Below are 14,837 nucleotides of genomic sequence, written 5' to 3' on the forward strand. Positions count from 1 at the left end.
GAGCGGCGAAGCGAGGGCAACGATGGCCATCGACTCGAACTTCGAAGTGAACCGCGAGCGGGTCGGCGAGGAGGACGGCGTCGCCGTGTGGGGCCCCGTCGAACCGCCGGAGAAGCAGGGGATCCGCGGCACTCACGTCGCCGTCGACTTCGACATCTGTCTCGCGGACGGCGCGTGTCTGGAGGACTGCCCGGTCGACGTGTTCGAGTGGGTCGACACCCCCGGCCACCCCGAGTCCGAGCGGAAGGCGAACCCCGCCGACGAGGACCAGTGTATCGACTGTATGCTCTGCGTCGACGTCTGTCCCGTGGACGCCATCGACGTCGACCCCGGGCGCGAGAACCGGATCTAATCGGTCGGTGTCGGCGTTGATGGCACGGTGAGTTGCTCGCGTCTCGCTCGCTCACTTACTCTCCGGTCGACGGCGAACACCGCCAAATCCCCAGCCGTGAGGCCGCCGTACGCTCGCTGTGCGCTACACTCGGTCGCTCACTCCGTGCTCCCTCGTTTCAGTGCTTGCGTCGTCATCAGAACGCTTCGCGTTCTGATTGGCTCACGAGAGCTTTGCCCTCGTGAACGCCTACGGCGGCCTCACGGCTGCCCCTTCGAGCCCCACCCAGACCGCACAGCCCCACACCTCACGCCTCCCCAGCCTCGCGGCTCACGCTTCGCGGCTTCGCCGCTCGCGTTCGCCGCGTCCCTCGCGCGTGCGACTCGCGGCCGTCGCTTCGCTCCGGCCGCTCGCAGGCACGCGCCACCGCGGACCTATCTATGAATAGCCGCCGCCTGCCCGCTCACTCGTTCGAAAATCGCTCCCGTTCCGCGAGCGCGAACTCGGTCCCGTACCGCTCGACGACGGGGACGTACGCGTCGCCGAGCGCGCGCATACACGCGCTCGTCGAGACGTAGCCGAGCTCGTCGGCGACCTCCTCCCACGGTCGGCCCTGGAGGACCTTCCGGACGAGCAGGCGCTCCTCTCGGTCGTCCAGCGCCGGTTCCCCGTCGATCAGCGCCGCGAGCGCGAGGTCCCGGAACGCGCCGGGCGCGGTGTCGTACATCCCCGGCCCGACCGAGGCGCCGACGACCGAGCGCCACTCGGTCTCGGTGAGGTCGACCGGTCCGGGCGCGGGGCACGCGCGGATCGCCCCGCGGACCACGTCCGGGTCCACGTCGCGGTGCGCGTCCGAGAGCCCGTCGCGCTCCCGGTCCCGGAAGGCGACCGCGTGCCGGTCCAGCAGATCGCGGCCGGCCGCGGTCTCCGGACGCAGCATGACCGCGGAGTACTCGCCCGATGCGTCGTTGCGGCTCGTCGAGAGGTGGACGGTCCGGTAGCCCGCCCGGCGCCAGAAGCGGAGCAGCCGCGGCGTCGCGCCGTAGCCGACCGAGAAGTAGTCGAGGTCGCCCGCGAACTCCGCGTGGACCTCGTCGAGCAGCCGCGCCCCGAACCCCGCGTCCCGGAGCGCGTGGTGGGTCGCGATCCGGACCGTCCGCAGGCCCCGCGGCGCGGCCGCGCCCTCGTCGCGTAGCTGGCTCGTGAGCACGTCCGGCACCATGTTGCCGCGGACGCGCTCGCCCTCGTACATCCCGCGGCGCGTCGCGGCGTCGAGCCCGCCCTCGCGCGCGAGCAGCGCGACGGCGACCACGCGCCCGTCCGCGACGAGCGCCCGGGCGACGAGGTTCGGCGCGTCGAGCAGCCGCGCGAGGTCGTTCGGCTCCGTCCGGTAGTGGGCGGCGACGAGCAGGCCGAACGCCTCGCCGAGCAGCGTCTCGTCGGCGCAGAGGTCGTCCGGGTCCAGCGCGCGATAGGTCGCGTCTCCGACCGCCGCATCGCCGACCGCCGCGTCGACCGCGGGCCGGGCGTCGAGCAGGAGCGCGCGCGACGCCCACGCCTCGACGGGGTCGTCCCGCGCGTACCGGATCGGCTCGTCGAGCCGCACGTCGCGGACCGCGAACCGAGAGTCGAGCAGCCGCTCGCGGAACCGGACCGCGAACCCGCGGCCAGCGCCCTCGTACCCGTGGACCGTCGTACAGAACGCGACCGCCGGCGCGTCGAGGAGCCCTTCCAGCAGCCGCACCGGGAGCGCGGCCGCCTCGTCGACGACCGCCGCGTCCGCCTCGCCGGCGACGTCTGCCGCGGTCGCGGGCGGGAGGAACCGGACGCGACCGCCGGCCGGCGTTCGGATCTCGCGCTCGTTCGCGCCGTCCTCGCGGCTCCCCGGGTCGGCCTCGTCGCCGTCGCCGTCGGCCTCGCCCCCGATCAGATCCCGGGCTCGCGCGAACACCTCGGCTGCGTTCCGGAACGCGGGCGCGGTGACGAGCACGTCGCGGCCCGCGGTGGCGAGCGCGCCGGCCGCGAGCCCGGCCGCGCTCGACTTCCCGCGCCCCCGGTCCGACTCGACCACGACCGCGGCCCCGGGGTCGGCGAGGGACTCGAACGCGCGCAGCGCCCGCGCCTGGTCGGCCGTGAGGCACGCTCCGTACGCGGCCGCGGGAAACCTCGCGCCCGGCGGTGCGCTTCGCTCGTCGGGTCCGCCGACGGCGTCGGGGCCGTCGGGCGCGCCGTCGTCCCCGCCCCCGTCGGCGCCCGTCAGCCCGTCGCGCTCCACCGCGTCGTCGGCCGCGGAGTCGCCGAGCGCGACGACCGCGACCCCGGGGTGCGCGCGGAGCGTCGCGACGAGGCGCTCGCGGAACCGCCCCGTCACGTCGCCGATCCCGAACGGGGGCACCGCCAGCGAGTCGTCGAACCGGTCGCGGATCCCGGGCCAGTCGTCGAGCGGAGGCGTCAGGAGGACGAGGAGGCCGCCGCCGTCGACCGCGCCGACCGCCCGGCCGAGCGCGTTCGGGACGAACCGCTCGTGGCAGTCGAGCACGACCGCCTCGCGGGTGCGGCCGAGGAGCTCGTCGGCGTTCCGCGGGCGCGTCTCCTCGAACCGGAACCCCTCGCGCGTCGAGACCATCGTCACCGCCCCGTCGTCGACCCCGAGCGACTCGACCGCGTCGTAGGCCGCGTCGACCCCGCGGTCCCGGTCGCCCGCGAGCACGAGGACGCGCCGCTCGTTCGCCCGCTCGGCCTCGGCGCGCAGGTCGCGCGCGACTCCCGCGATCATCTCCGCTCGTCGTTGCCGAGGCGCGGGGATGTGTCTTACTCTCCGCGCCGCCGTCGTCCCGACTACCCGGCGACCCGCCGACGGCCGCGAAGGCGGGAGGCTTACGGACGCTCGGCGCGTCGCTCCGGACATGACCACGGTCACGCTCATCGGGACCCGGCTCGCGGACGTGGGCCGCGAGTTCGTCTACGAGGGGGAATCGGCCGACTGCGAGGGGTGTCCCTACCGCGGCCAGTGTCTCAACCTCTCCGAGGGCACCCGCTACCGGGTGACCGGGATCCGCGAGAACGCCCAGACGCTCGACTGCGCCGTCCACGACGCGGGCGTCCGCGCGGTCGAGGTCGAGCCCGCCTCCGTCCCCGCGAACGTCCCCGCGAAGCGCGCGTACGCCGGGAGCAAGGCGTCGCTCGCCGGCCCCTGCCCGCACACCGAGTGCCCGAGCCACGGCTACTGCGTCCCCGACGGCGCCGACTTCGACGAGGAGCGCGTCATCGACCAGGTGCTCGGCGACCCGCCTCACGAGACGTGCGCGCTCGACCGCGACCTGACGCTCGTGGAGTTCCGCCCGGAGGAGTGAGGAGCCGGGGCGGGCCGACCGCCCGGAGCGTTACAGCGACGTGATCGCGTTCAGCGTGATCCGGATCGCGCGCTCGACGTTGTCCTTCGCCTTCGCCGGCAGCTCGTCGTCGGAGTCAGCGCCCTTCTGTGACCCCGCGACGAGGTTCCCGTCGACGGTACAGATGGCGCCGGCGGCGAGCCCCTTGCGCCGCGCGAGCGAGAAGACGGTCGCCGCCTCCATCTCGATCGCGAGCAGGTTGGCGTCGTTCCAGTCGGCCACGTACTCGTCGTCCTCGTTGTAGAACGCGTCGTCGGAGACGATCGGGCCGACGTGGATCTCCTCGCCGTTCTCCTCGGCCGCCCCGACCAGCCCCGTGAGCACGTCGTAGTCCGGGACCGCAGGGTAGTTCGCCGACTCGTAGCGCTTGCTCGTCCCCTCCTCCTTGGCCGCGCCCGTCGCGACGACCATGTCGCCGACCTCCATGTCGGGCTGGAGCGCCCCGCAGGTGCCACAGCGGACGAACGTCTCGACGCCGACCCGCGAGAGCTCCTCGACGGCGATGGCGGCGGAGGGACAGCCGATCCCGGTCGAGCAGATCGTGAGGGCGACGCCCTCGTACGTCGCGTTGACGACCTTGTACTCGCGGTTCTGCGCGACGACCTCGCTGTCGTCACAGAGGTCCGCGATCCGGTCGACGCGCCCCGGGTCGCCCGGGATGACCGCGACCTCGTGTACGTCGCCCTCCTCGACCAGCAGATGCGGCTGTTTCGCCATACGCGCGCCAACAGCCGCCGCGCGCAAAAACGGACCGGTCGGCGGCCCCGGATCGCGCCGCGGTGCGGATTTGATATCGCGCTATGTGATTTATTAGTGCGCGATCCCGGCGCCGTTCGCTCCCGAACGAGCGCGGCGGGTCCGGTCGAATCGCCCGCTTTATCGCTCGACGGCTCGACGTTCGCGTATGCCCGACGCCTCGGCGGACCTCGGCTCGACGCTCGGCGCGCTGGCGGTCGCGTTCGTCCTCGTCACGCTCGTCGCCGGGACGCTCCTCGACTTCAACTGGACGCAGGCGGTGCTGCTCGGCGGGTTCGCCGGCGCCGTGGCCGTCGCGTCGGCGTGGCTGACGGCTCGGCGGGCGGGGGACGACTAGCCGTCTTCGTCGCCGGCGCTCGGCCGCACCCGCCCGAGTATCGCGACTGAGAGGTCGGACGGAGGATTTTATACCCGCTCGGCGTCGACCTCTCACAATGCGATTCAGTCGCGACCGTCGGGGCCAGTCGGTCGTGGTCGGGACGGTGATCCTGTTCGGGTTCCTGATCGTCGCACTGTCGCTGTATCAGGTCCAAGTCGTTCCGCAACAGAACGGACAGACGGAGTTCGAACACTTCGAGGAGGTACAAAACGACCTCGTTGAACTCAGGAACGGAATCTTATCGGCAGGGAGCTCCGAGCGTCCGCAGTTCGTTGACGTGAAACTCGGGACAAGCTACCGGACTAGGACGTTCACAATTAACCCACCTGACCCGGCAGGAACGCTACGGACGAGCGACGCGTACAACATTACGATTAGTGACGACTCTGGCACCACAGTGAATGTCTCGACGCGGTTCATCGAGTATCGGCCGGGATACAACGAGATTGAATCGGGATCGACGTGGTACGATAACTCCGTTCTCTACGTTGAAGAGACGGATTCGAACCGTCCCGCGGTGATCGTCGAAGACCAGAACATCTTGGTCGACAACGACACGCTCAGGCTGACCGCCGTCCAGAACGACTTTAGCGCGTCCGGAACTCGGAAGGTCGCCGTGGAACTGTACCCGACGAGTGACGCGACCAATCTGTCGAGCCTGTCAGGGGGACTCGACGTCCGGATACCGACCCGGCTCGGCAGCGAAGACGGCTACTGGAACGAGTCGATCGAGAACGGTTCGGTCACGTATCAGGGGATGAACGACACCGCGTATAATTCAAGCGAGGTCTCGGCGTTGCTGCTTCGCGTCGATAGCCCTGACAACATCAGCGTGAACTCTGTTGGTATTCAGCAAGAACCAACTGGAGAAACGGCGAAAGATAACGTCGGACCCAGTAGCAATGAGGACGGTGATAGCACTGATCCCACACCGAGTCAGCCGGCATTCGGCGAGTTTTCTGCGTCTGCTGCCGAATCGAATAATAATAAGATTGAGGATATTACTATTGATGGAACGACATTAAACGTCGATCCCAACTACCAGATCCAGGTCGAAATAAAAGGCAACGGTAGAAATACAAATACAAACTCAATACAAATGACTGACCCCTTCTCTATAACGGTAGACTCCCCAGGCAACCCAAATCAAGTCAATGTGACTGTTGATCTTATAGACGATAATGGAAACGTGGTAGAGAACTGTGAGAGCAATAGCCAACTAACCATCTCAAACTCCCCTCTAGATACCGAAGATGGGGACTTTACCTGTACGTAAATATATAATCTTAGGTTATATTAGTTGGACAGTATCTATTATTCTGCTCTGGAAACAGATTTTATTATTTCCACGATCGACGTACTTCTCATCGACAAAGCCATATGCCGGCCGCATGAACGACCGCGTATGACCGCAGTCGGGATCGACGGCGTCGAGATCTGGACCGGAAAGCTCAAGCTCGACCTGCCGGGCACGTTCGCGCCGGAGCAGGGCGACGACCCCGAGAAGTACACGAAGGGGCTCGGGCTCAACAACTCCTCGTTCCCCGACGTGTACGAGGACATCGTCACGATGGGCGCCAACGCCGCCAAGGGGCTGATGGACCGGAAGGGGCTCGAACCCGCGGACGTCGGCCGGATCGACGTCGCCACGGAGTCGGCGTTCGACCACTCGAAGCCGGTGTCGACGTACATCGCGGGCTGTCTCGAACAGGTGTACGACGGCGACTTCACCCACGCTAACAAGGGCGAGCGCAAGTTCGCCTGCCTCGCCGGCACGCAGGCGATAGACGACGCGTACAACTGGATCCGAGCGGGTCGGAACCGCGACCGACCGGCGATCGTCATCACGACCGACACGGCGCTGTACGCCCGCGGCGACCCCGGCGAGGCGACGCAGGGCGCGGGCGCCGTCGCGATGCTGATCGACGAGGACCCCTCGATCGTCGAACTCTCGGCCGACCAGGGGTACGGGTCGAAAGACGAGACGGACTTCCTCAAGCCGAACCAGCAGTTCCCCAGCGTCGACGGGAAGCGCTCGGTCCAGGTGTACCTCTCCCGGATGCGCGAGGCCCTGGAGGACTACGAGTCCGTCACCGACGACATCGAACTGGAGGACTTCGCGTACGCCCCGTTCCACACGCCGTTCCCCGGGATGGTCCGGAAGGCGGCGCTGTTAGCCTACCGGCACGTCATCCGCGACACCGACCACGAGGACGCGCTGGCCGCCGAGATTGGCCGTCAGCCGCGCGAGGACGAGTACGACGACCGCGAGGCCTACGAGGAGGCGATCCGCGGCTACATGGACGACCTGAAGACGACCGAGCAGTACCAGTCGTGGTACGACGCGGCCGTCGAGCCGACGCTCGGGCTCTCTCGGGAAGTTGGCAACTGGTACACCAGCTCCGTCCACATCGCCCGCGTGAGCGCCCTGCGGGACGCCCTGAGCCGCGACCGCGAGTTCGTCGACGAGACGCTGCTCGTCGCCTCCTACGGCTCCGGCGCGCAGGCCGAGATCCACGCCGAGACGATCCGCGAGGGGTGGCGCGCGGAGGTCGAGGCGCTCGACATCGACGCCCAGCTCGACGCCCGCTACGACCTGACGTGGGACGAGTACGAGGACGTCCACGACGTCCACGAGTACGACGCCGACCTCGGCCGCGAGATCGAGGAGTTCACCCAGCCCGACGGGGAGTTCGTCTTCACCGGCTGGGGTCGGATGAACGAGCGGCAGTACGAGTACGTCGAGTAGCGGCGCGGCCCCCGCACTCGGCCTCGCTCCGATCCGCGAGTCCTCCGCAGCGGCCCGCAGCACCGTGAAAACGGCTCACACGGGCCGTACGCGATACGATGGTTTTAAACGACGCTGGCGTGAATCGAGACCCAATGGTAACCATCTACGACGTGCCGGCCGACGACCTCATCGAGGCCGTCGCCGCGCGACTCGAGGACCGCATCGACGAGCCCGACTGGGTGGAGTTCGCCAAGACCGGCGCCGGCAAGGAGCTCCCGCCGGAGCAGGACGACTTCTGGTACGTCCGCTCCGCGAGCCTCCTGCGGAAGGTCGCCCAGAACGAACCGATCGGCATCGAGCGGCTCGCGACCGAGTACGGCTCGAAGAAGCGCGGTTCGAACCGCTACGTCGTCCGTCCCCCGGAACACGAGGGCGGCTCCCGGAACCTCATCCGAACGGCCCTGCAGGCGCTCGAAGAGGAGGGGCTCGTCACCACCGCCTCCGGCGAGGGCCGCCGCCTCTCCGACGAGGGTGAGGCGTTCCTCTCGGAGGTTGCGACCGACGTCTTCGAGGACCTCGACCGGCCGGAACTCGAACGCTACGCGTAAGCAGTTTTTCTCGTTTCTGCCCGCGTAACTCCCTTAGCCACTGCTTTTCGCTCAATTTCGGGTACGCTGCGCCGACCCCGCGAGCGATCGCTCCGACCGTCCGGTTCGCCCCCGATACGCGCCATACACTCGATACCGCTATATCGAATTGCGATCGGGCGGGTCCACACCCGACGCGCAGTCGCGCCGGTCGCGTCGTCGCGGGCGGACGCCACCCGCCGACGCGTTCGCGACTCTCATCCCATCGCTCTCGCCGACAATCACTCCGCCGCGTTCCCGACTCTCATCCCGCCGCTACCTTCTTGATCCCGCGCGCCGAGGTCCGTCTGTGAGTCGCGCATGACGGGATCGGGCGTCGGCACGGTCGAACGGATTCACGTCGCCTCGGGGACGGGCGGCGAGCCGGAGTCGCGGGAGGCGGTCGAGGCGGTCGCGGACCGCGGCCTCAGGGGCGACCGCTACTTCGACGGCGACGGGATCTACAACGAGCAGGCGGACCTGGAGCCGAGCGACGTGACGTTCATCGCGGCGGAGGCGCTCGCGGCCGCGGCCGAGGAGTACGGCGTCGACCTCGACGCGGGTGCCCACCGGCGCAACGTCACGACGCGCGGCGTCGCCCTCGACGAACTGATCGGCGAGCGGTTCCGGGTCGGCGAGGCGGTCGTCGAGGGGACGGGCCACTGCGAGCCGTGCGGCTACATGGCGGACCTCGCGGAGCAAGCGGACGCGGCGACCGCCCTCGACGGCCGCGGCGGGCTCGACGCCCGGATCGTCGAGTCGGGGACGATCGCGGTCGGCGACGAGATCGTCCGATAGGCACTCGACGGCGGCGGGAAAGAAACGAGGGCGGTGCGGCGTCGCGACCCGAGCTATCCCGTGTTCTTCATCCCGGCGGCGATGCCGTTGACCGTGAGCCGCAGGGTGCGCTCCTCCTCGTCGGTGCGGTGGGTGCGCCCGAGGAGGTTCGCCTGGAGGAGGTTCAGCGGGTCGACGTAGGGGTTCCGCCGGTCGAGGCTCTCTTCGAGCCACTCGCGGCGGAGCAGCTGGTCGCGGCCGCTGATCGCCAAGACCAGTTCGCGCCCGCGCTCGTACTCGGCGACCAAGTCGGGGAAGAAGCGCTCGCGGAGCTCGTCGTCGGCCAGGTCGGCGTACTCGGCCGCGATCTCCGGCTCGGTGCGCGCGAGCGCCAGCGAGGCGTTGTCGAGCGTCGTCCGGAAGAACGGCCACTCGTCGAACATCTCGCGGAGCGTCTCCATCCCCTCCTCCTCGCCGACCTCGTCGAGGTAGGCGTCGATGCCGGAGGCGATCGCGTACCAGCCGGGGAGGATGAGCCGGGTCTGGGTCCACGAGAACACCCACGGGATGGCGCGCAGGTCCTCGACGCTGCGCTCGCCCGACCGCGAGGCGGGCCGGGAGCCGAGGTTGAGGTCCTCGACGACGCTGATGGGCGTCGCCTGTTCGAAGTAGGAGACGAACCCGTCCGTGTTCAGCAGGTCGCGGTACGTCTCCCGCGCCGCGGGCGCCATGATCTCCATCGCCTCGACCCAGCGGTCGGGCACGTCCTCGACCGGCTCCTCGTTCGCCTCCTTCCGGGCGCGGATCTGCGCGTCGAGCATCTGCTCCAGCTCGCGCTCGGCGATCCGCGGGTTGGCGTACTTCTCGGCGATGGCCTCGCCCTGCTCGGTGAACTTCACCTGCCCGGTGACGGTCTCGTTCGGGAGCGCGAGCAGCGCCTCGTTCATCGGGCCGCCGCCGCGCGAGATGGAGCCGCCGCGGCCGTGGAACAGCCGGAGCGTCACGTCCTCCTCGCGGCAGAACCGGGCGATCCGGCGCTGGTTCTCGTAGAGGTCCCAGTTCGCCGCGAGGAACCCGTTCTCCTTGTTGGAGTCGGAGTAACCGAGCATGACCTCCTGGACCTCGCCGCGCGCTTTGAGCGCGGCGGCGTACGCCTCGTTCTCGAAGAGGGTACCGAGGATGCGCTCGGCGCCGTTGAGCGCGGACTCGGTCTCCAGGAGCGGGACCACGTCGACCGCGCAGTGGTCGGGCAGGGAGACGACGCCGACCTGGTCGGCTAAGAAGAGCACCTCCAGCACGTGGCTCGGCTCCTCGGTCATCGAGATGCAGTAGGTGTCGATCGCCTGCTGGCCGTACTCCTCTTGCCACTCCGCGAACGACGCGAAGCGCCGCAGGACGCGCTCCGTCGTCTCGGAGACGTCGCCGGGCTCGTCGACGTCGACGACCGGCTCGTCTTGAAGGATCGCCTCGGTGAGGAAGTCGACGCGCTCGTCCTCGCTCATCCCCTCGTAGTCGACGCCCTCGACCGCGACCGCCTCGGCGACGGCCTCGGTGTGGTTCTCGCGGTGGTCGCGGAGGTCGAGCGACGCCAGCGTGAGCCCGAACGTGTCCACCTGCCGGCGGAACGGCTCGACGAAGGACTCCAAGACCGACTCCTGGCCGTCCTCGCGCAGCGACTCGGCGATGACGTCGAGGTCGTCCAGGAACGCGTCGCCGTCGGGGTACTCGCCCGGGCGCACGTCGTTGACGCGGTCCAGCCGCTCGCGCATCAGCCTGAGCTTCTGCCGGTACGGCTCGTCGGGGTAGCGCTCGCGCGCCTCCTCGACGACGGTGGGGAACCGCTCGGCGTCGGCGGCGAGCGACCGCGCCAGCGCGTCGCCCGCGGCGTAGCGCTCGCCGTCCTGGCTCAGCACGGCGGAGAGCCGCTTACACCGGTCGCGGTACTTCTCGACGGCGACCTCGCGCTGGCGTTCGAGCGTCTCGTCGGTCACCTCCGGCGTGACGAACGGGTTGCCGTCGCGGTCGGAGCCGGCCCACGAGCGGAACTCGAAGAGCTTCGGGCAGTCGACGTCGTCGTACTCCTTCGAGATGGTCTCCTCGAACTCCTCGTATGCGTCGCCGACCACGTCGAAGAGGGTGTTCTCAAGGTACCACTGGACGTTTCGCGCCTCGTCTTCCGGCTCCGGCGCGCGCTGGCGGACCTGTCGCGTGCCCCACAGGCTGGTCACCTCGGCGGTGACGTCGCGCCAGACGGCGCGGCGCTCGCGCTCGGTGAGGTTGCGCTCGTCGAGCTCGCCGAGGTGGTTCGCGATCGAGCGGAGCTTGGACTTCACCGTCGAGCGCCGGGCCTCCGTCGGGTGGGCGGTGAACGTCGGCTCGATGAGCACGTCGGCGAGCAGCTCCTCCAGCTCGTCGGCGTCGACGCCGGCCTCGGTGAACTCGGCGATCGTCGCGTCGAAGGAGTCGTGGAGGGCGCTCCCGTCGTCGGCGTTCCGGACCGCGCGGACCCGCTCGCGCTCCTCGGCGAGGTTGATCAGTTCGAAGTAGGTCGTGAACGCGCGGGCGACCACCTCCTCCCGCGTCGTCGAGAGGTCGCCGACCGCCTCGTGGAGGGCCGCCCGGTCCTCGGCGTCGCCGCGCCGGTAGTCGATCGCCGCGTTCCGAAGCGTCTCGACCGTCTCGTACGCCTCCGTCGACGCCTGCGCGGCCAGGACGTCTCCCACCAGCGCCCCGAGTTCCCGAACGTCCGTCCGCACGTCCCGATTGTGCAACTTCATACCACACATACTGCGGTCGCGGTCGGTTAAAACCGCGGTCTGGACGAATGCTTGCCTCGGTTCCGAGTTAATTCGATCACGAACGTTCCTGTTCGACGGCGGTCGCGGCGGCGTGGTCGGCGGAGTCCACGTCCGGAGCGCCGGCGACGACCGGCGACGGCGGCGATTCTCGCGCCGGTGGAGGGTTCGTCACCCTTTTTACCGATCCAACCTCAGGTTCGGGTATGAGTGCGTCCGACAAGTATCCGTCCGAGTCCGGGCGGCGACGCTTCGTGAAGGGCGTCGTCGGCGGCGCGGCCCTCGCGGGGGTCGGTGCGATGGGGTCGGCGACCGTGAACACCCTGACGACCGCCGGCGGGGTCGGCGGCGGGTCGACGGTCGCGAGGACCATCGCGCACACCGGCGGCCCGGCGCCCCGGGGGCTCCCGCAGATCCCCGTTCGGGTCACCGACGAGGGGTACATCGAGGGCATCTGGCCCGAGACGACTACCGTCACCCAGGAGGGACAGGAGATCGAGGTCGCCCAGGAAGAGCTCGGCGGCGTGACCTACTCCGGCGCGTGGTTCCAGTACTGCGGCGTCGAGTCGCAGGAGAACGTCCAGCCGAACTTCGAGTCGGACAACCTGTTCCGCGCGGCGAGCGGCCCGCCGTACGACTGGCAGTCGAACACCTACTCGGGCGGCGACCGGATCCACGTCGACGACTTCTCCGACTACGAGGAGTGGGGCAACGGGATCGGCAGCGCGGGCGTCGGCAAGCCCGCGTCGGTCACGTGGCGCTCCGAGGACGCCGACACGAACCTCAACGCGATTGTCCTCCGATCGCCCGAGATCGAGGAGGCGGCCCAGAACGACGAGTGGCTTCAGGCCTCCACCGACCAGGGGTTCATGGCGTACCTCAACGTCTGTACCCACTTCTGCTGTATCCCGGGGTACAAGGTGCTGGAGGAGTCCGCCCGCTACGACGCCGCCGACGGGACCTACTGCGTCTGCCACCAGTCGACGTACGACCCGTTCACCATCGAGGAGGCGCTGTTCATCGCCCGGCCTCGCCCCGAGGAGTAACGCCGCCTCCGCGTTCCGGCCTTCCTTCCGTCTCCCGCTCCGCGACCGAGAGTCCCGCCGCGCTTTTCACGTCGCTCGCCCGAGAGGACGACATGAGCGACGACCCCGCTTCCGACGACCCCGCTTCCGACGAGGCCGCCCGCGACGACCGATCCGCGGCTTCCGACGCGGCCGACGGCGACGACTTCGAGACGGAGATCGCCCGCGCCCGCGACCTCCTCGACGGCGACGACATCGACGCGGTCCACGTCGGCGTCGTCCGCGACGGCGAGGTCGACACCACGTTCGCCCAGCGCACCGACGACGACCCCGACGGCGCCGGCCTCCGCGCGCTCGCGCTGCTCGCCGCGCACGTCAGGCTGGTCGCGGGCGAGGCCGGCGTCGAGCCCTCCACCGTCGCCGGCGACGCCGCGACGCTCGCGGGGCAGGTGGAGCAGATCCCGGCCAGCACCGATCAGCTCCCCGACGAGTGACGCCGGCCGCGGGTCGGGTCAGGACTCGGTCGCGCGGATCCGGCGGAGCTGGTGAGCGACGCCGGCGAGCGCGACGAACAGGACCACGAGGTTGAACACGGCGAGCGCGATCGGCTCGTAGGCCGGGTCCAGCCACGTGCGGATCGCGTCCCCGGACTGGGTGTAGAACCCCCAGCCGGCGACGACCGCGAGCAGCGACAGCGCCGCCAGCCCGACCCGGTCGAGCAGGCCGCGGAGGCCGCCCGTCGAGAGACCGCCGCCTCCCGGGGAGTCGACCGGGTCCGTCCAGTAGCTCCCCTCGTCGCGGTCGGGGTCCGGTTCCTCGCGGTCGGTGCGGTCGGCGTCCGTCGCCGTGCGCTCGGTCGCGTCGGTGTCGTCGGTCATGGGCTGTGGTGGGTCGCTCGTGTGATCGCGGTCGCTGGCCGCCTCCTCGTCGCTCGGCTCCCCGCGCGGCGGGTCGTCCGTCATCGTCGCCTCCGCGCCGCCAGCGCCGCGACGACGAGCGCGACGAGCGCCGCGAGCGGACCGAAGCCGGGCGTCGCGTCGGCGCTGGCACCGTCGCCGCCCTCTCGGCGGGCGCCGTCGGCGCCGTCGCCGCCGACGTCGTCGCGCTCGAAGTCCTCGACGGAGAACGCCACGTCGCGGACCGTCTCGTTCGCGGTGATGGTCTCCCGCGGGTTCAGGTTCGCGACGCCCTGCGTCTCGTCGACGAGCACGTCGTCGTCGAACAGCGCGGCGTCGATGTAGTAGTTGTAGCCGTCGGGCACCTCGACGGTCGCCGTCACGGTGTCGGTGCGGCCGGGGCGAACGGTGCCGACCGTCTCCGTCGCCTCCGCGGCGATGACGTTCGACTCCGCCTGCCGGAGGTACAGCCGGAGGTCGATGTCGTCGCTCGCCTCGTCGCCGCGGTTCGTCACCGACACCGACGCCGACAGCGTCGCGGTCCCGTCGCCGGCCTCGGCCACGCTCACGGCGACGGTCGGCCAGACGCTCCCGTCGGTGAACCCGACCTGCGTGTCGGCGTAGTCGGGCGTGAGCGCCGCGACGCCGGCGACGCGCGTGGTCTGCTGCTCGCGGCGCTGCCCGTCCGCGAAGACGACCGTCTCGATGCGGTAACCGCCCTCGCGCTCGACGGTGACGGTGCCGTTGACAGTGCGTTCCCCCTCGGCGTCGACGTCGCCGACCTCGACGGTCGTCTCGTCGACGAGGAGGCCGGACTCGGAACCGATCGCGCGGTGGCGGACGGTGACGTTCTCGACGGGCCCGCCGCGGTGGCGGAGGTCGGTGCCGAGCCGGAGCTCGGCGGTCTCGCCGCGCACCTCGCCGGGGGCGACCGTCGCGCCGGCGACGTCGATCCGCCCGGGCGGCTCGTCCGTCGCTCGGGGGTCGGTGAGGGCGTCGGGCGCGGCGACCGCGCCGACCGCGCCCGCGACGAGGAGCGCGGCGGCCGCCGCCAGGAGGGCCGTGCGGGTGTCCATGTGCGACCGGTTACGAGCCTGATATAAGTGCTTTGTCCAGCCGCCGACGGCCG

Annotated in this window: 14 protein-coding genes; 9 read left to right on the plus strand and 5 right to left on the minus strand. The window is 69.9% G+C overall.

Going from position 1 to position 14,837, the window contains the following annotated elements; genetic code table 11:
• Window positions 1–22: 22 nt before the first annotated feature.
• The gene (locus tag DVK06_RS09395; protein WP_053770590.1) at window positions 23–352 is read left to right on the plus strand and encodes a ferredoxin family protein; all 330 of its coding nucleotides are present in this window, start codon (window positions 23–25) and stop codon (window positions 350–352) included.
• 442 nt (window positions 353–794) lie between these two features.
• On the opposite strand, the gene tmcA is transcribed toward DVK06_RS09395, so the two are convergent.
• Entirely contained in the window at window positions 795–3,107 is a 2,313-nt protein-coding gene (tmcA, locus tag DVK06_RS09400) for a tRNA(Met) cytidine acetyltransferase TmcA (RefSeq protein ID WP_121600091.1), read from the minus strand.
• A 130-nt stretch (window positions 3,108–3,237) separates the two neighbouring features.
• On the opposite strand from tmcA, the gene DVK06_RS09405 reads away from it, so the two are divergent.
• Window positions 3,238–3,684 carry a UPF0179 family protein gene (locus DVK06_RS09405; protein WP_121600092.1) on the plus strand — a complete coding sequence of 149 codons (447 nt, stop codon included), beginning with the start codon at window positions 3,238–3,240 and terminating at the stop codon, window positions 3,682–3,684.
• A gap of 30 nt (window positions 3,685–3,714) precedes the next feature.
• Here DVK06_RS09405 and DVK06_RS09410 read toward each other — a convergent pair whose 3' ends face one another.
• A complete protein-coding gene (locus DVK06_RS09410) occupies window positions 3,715–4,440 on the minus strand; it encodes a nucleoside phosphorylase (protein WP_053770593.1) in 726 nt (241 codons plus the stop codon).
• A gap of 187 nt (window positions 4,441–4,627) precedes the next feature.
• Here DVK06_RS09410 and DVK06_RS09415 point away from each other — a divergent pair, with 187 nt between their 5' ends.
• The 5 genes from DVK06_RS09415 (at window position 4,628) to DVK06_RS09435 (ending at window position 9,013) form a co-directional block, all read left to right on the plus strand.
• The gene (locus DVK06_RS09415; protein ID WP_121600093.1) at window positions 4,628–4,816 is read left to right on the plus strand and encodes a hypothetical protein; all 189 of its coding nucleotides are present in this window, start codon (window positions 4,628–4,630) and stop codon (window positions 4,814–4,816) included.
• A gap of 97 nt (window positions 4,817–4,913) precedes the next feature.
• Window positions 4,914–6,134, plus strand: a complete 1,221-nt coding sequence (locus tag DVK06_RS09420) for a hypothetical protein (RefSeq protein WP_121600094.1) — start codon at window positions 4,914–4,916, stop codon at window positions 6,132–6,134.
• A gap of 129 nt (window positions 6,135–6,263) precedes the next feature.
• Window positions 6,264–7,607 (plus strand): hydroxymethylglutaryl-CoA synthase, encoded by a 1,344-nt coding sequence (gene hmgB / locus DVK06_RS09425; RefSeq protein WP_121600095.1) that lies wholly within the window; start codon window positions 6,264–6,266, stop codon window positions 7,605–7,607.
• Window positions 7,608–7,741: 134 nt separating this feature from the next.
• A complete protein-coding gene (locus DVK06_RS09430) occupies window positions 7,742–8,197 on the plus strand; it encodes a 30S ribosomal protein S19e (protein ID WP_053770598.1) in 456 nt (151 codons plus the stop codon).
• Between the two features lie 339 nt (window positions 8,198–8,536).
• On the plus strand, window positions 8,537–9,013 hold the full coding sequence (locus DVK06_RS09435) for an MOSC domain-containing protein (RefSeq protein WP_121600096.1): 477 nt from the start codon (window positions 8,537–8,539) through the stop codon (window positions 9,011–9,013).
• A gap of 53 nt (window positions 9,014–9,066) precedes the next feature.
• Here DVK06_RS09435 and ppc read toward each other — a convergent pair whose 3' ends face one another.
• Window positions 9,067–11,769, minus strand: a complete 2,703-nt coding sequence (ppc, locus tag DVK06_RS09440; protein ID WP_121600097.1) for a phosphoenolpyruvate carboxylase — start codon at window positions 11,767–11,769, stop codon at window positions 9,067–9,069.
• A gap of 224 nt (window positions 11,770–11,993) precedes the next feature.
• On the opposite strand from ppc, the gene DVK06_RS09445 reads away from it, so the two are divergent.
• A complete protein-coding gene (locus DVK06_RS09445; protein WP_053770601.1) occupies window positions 11,994–12,833 on the plus strand; it encodes a cytochrome b in 840 nt (279 codons plus the stop codon).
• Window positions 12,834–12,925: 92 nt separating this feature from the next.
• Window positions 12,926–13,306 (plus strand): hypothetical protein, encoded by a 381-nt coding sequence (locus DVK06_RS09450; protein WP_053770602.1) that lies wholly within the window; start codon window positions 12,926–12,928, stop codon window positions 13,304–13,306.
• A gap of 18 nt (window positions 13,307–13,324) precedes the next feature.
• Here DVK06_RS09450 and DVK06_RS09455 read toward each other — a convergent pair whose 3' ends face one another.
• Both DVK06_RS09455 and DVK06_RS09460 read right to left on the minus strand, forming a co-directional pair.
• Window positions 13,325–13,774, minus strand: a complete 450-nt coding sequence (locus tag DVK06_RS09455) for a hypothetical protein (RefSeq protein ID WP_121600098.1) — start codon at window positions 13,772–13,774, stop codon at window positions 13,325–13,327.
• The gene (locus tag DVK06_RS09460; protein WP_121600099.1) at window positions 13,771–14,784 is read right to left on the minus strand and encodes a PGF-CTERM sorting domain-containing protein; all 1,014 of its coding nucleotides are present in this window, start codon (window positions 14,782–14,784) and stop codon (window positions 13,771–13,773) included. The genes DVK06_RS09455 and DVK06_RS09460 overlap by 4 nt, the downstream gene beginning before the upstream one ends.
• Window positions 14,785–14,837: the final 53 nt, after the last annotated feature.

The sequence above is a fragment of the Halorubrum sp. Atlit-28R genome, from assembly GCF_003665955.1.
Lineage (GTDB): Archaea > Halobacteriota > Halobacteria > Halobacteriales > Haloferacaceae > Halorubrum > Halorubrum tropicale.

Excerpts from the sequence above, each read along its gene's own strand:
- DVK06_RS09455 (WP_121600098.1), bottom strand. The coding sequence starts at position 13,774 with ATGACGGACGACCCGCCGCGCGGGGAGCCGAGCGACGAGGAGGCGGCC.
- hmgB (WP_121600095.1), top strand. The coding sequence starts at position 6,264 with ATGACCGCAGTCGGGATCGACGGCGTCGAGATCTGGACCGGAAAGCTC.
- DVK06_RS09435 (WP_121600096.1), top strand. The coding sequence starts at position 8,537 with ATGACGGGATCGGGCGTCGGCACGGTCGAACGGATTCACGTCGCCTCG.
- DVK06_RS09430 (WP_053770598.1), top strand. The coding sequence starts at position 7,742 with ATGGTAACCATCTACGACGTGCCGGCCGACGACCTCATCGAGGCCGTC.
- DVK06_RS09460 (WP_121600099.1), bottom strand. The coding sequence starts at position 14,784 with ATGGACACCCGCACGGCCCTCCTGGCGGCGGCCGCCGCGCTCCTCGTC.
- tmcA (WP_121600091.1), bottom strand. The coding sequence starts at position 3,107 with ATGATCGCGGGAGTCGCGCGCGACCTGCGCGCCGAGGCCGAGCGGGCG.
- DVK06_RS09405 (WP_121600092.1), top strand. The coding sequence starts at position 3,238 with ATGACCACGGTCACGCTCATCGGGACCCGGCTCGCGGACGTGGGCCGC.
- DVK06_RS09420 (WP_121600094.1), top strand. The coding sequence starts at position 4,914 with ATGCGATTCAGTCGCGACCGTCGGGGCCAGTCGGTCGTGGTCGGGACG.
- DVK06_RS09450 (WP_053770602.1), top strand. The coding sequence starts at position 12,926 with ATGAGCGACGACCCCGCTTCCGACGACCCCGCTTCCGACGAGGCCGCC.
- DVK06_RS09395 (WP_053770590.1), top strand. The coding sequence starts at position 23 with ATGGCCATCGACTCGAACTTCGAAGTGAACCGCGAGCGGGTCGGCGAG.
- DVK06_RS09415 (WP_121600093.1), top strand. The coding sequence starts at position 4,628 with ATGCCCGACGCCTCGGCGGACCTCGGCTCGACGCTCGGCGCGCTGGCG.
- DVK06_RS09410 (WP_053770593.1), bottom strand. The coding sequence starts at position 4,440 with ATGGCGAAACAGCCGCATCTGCTGGTCGAGGAGGGCGACGTACACGAG.
- DVK06_RS09445 (WP_053770601.1), top strand. The coding sequence starts at position 11,994 with ATGAGTGCGTCCGACAAGTATCCGTCCGAGTCCGGGCGGCGACGCTTC.
- ppc (WP_121600097.1), bottom strand. The coding sequence starts at position 11,769 with ATGAAGTTGCACAATCGGGACGTGCGGACGGACGTTCGGGAACTCGGG.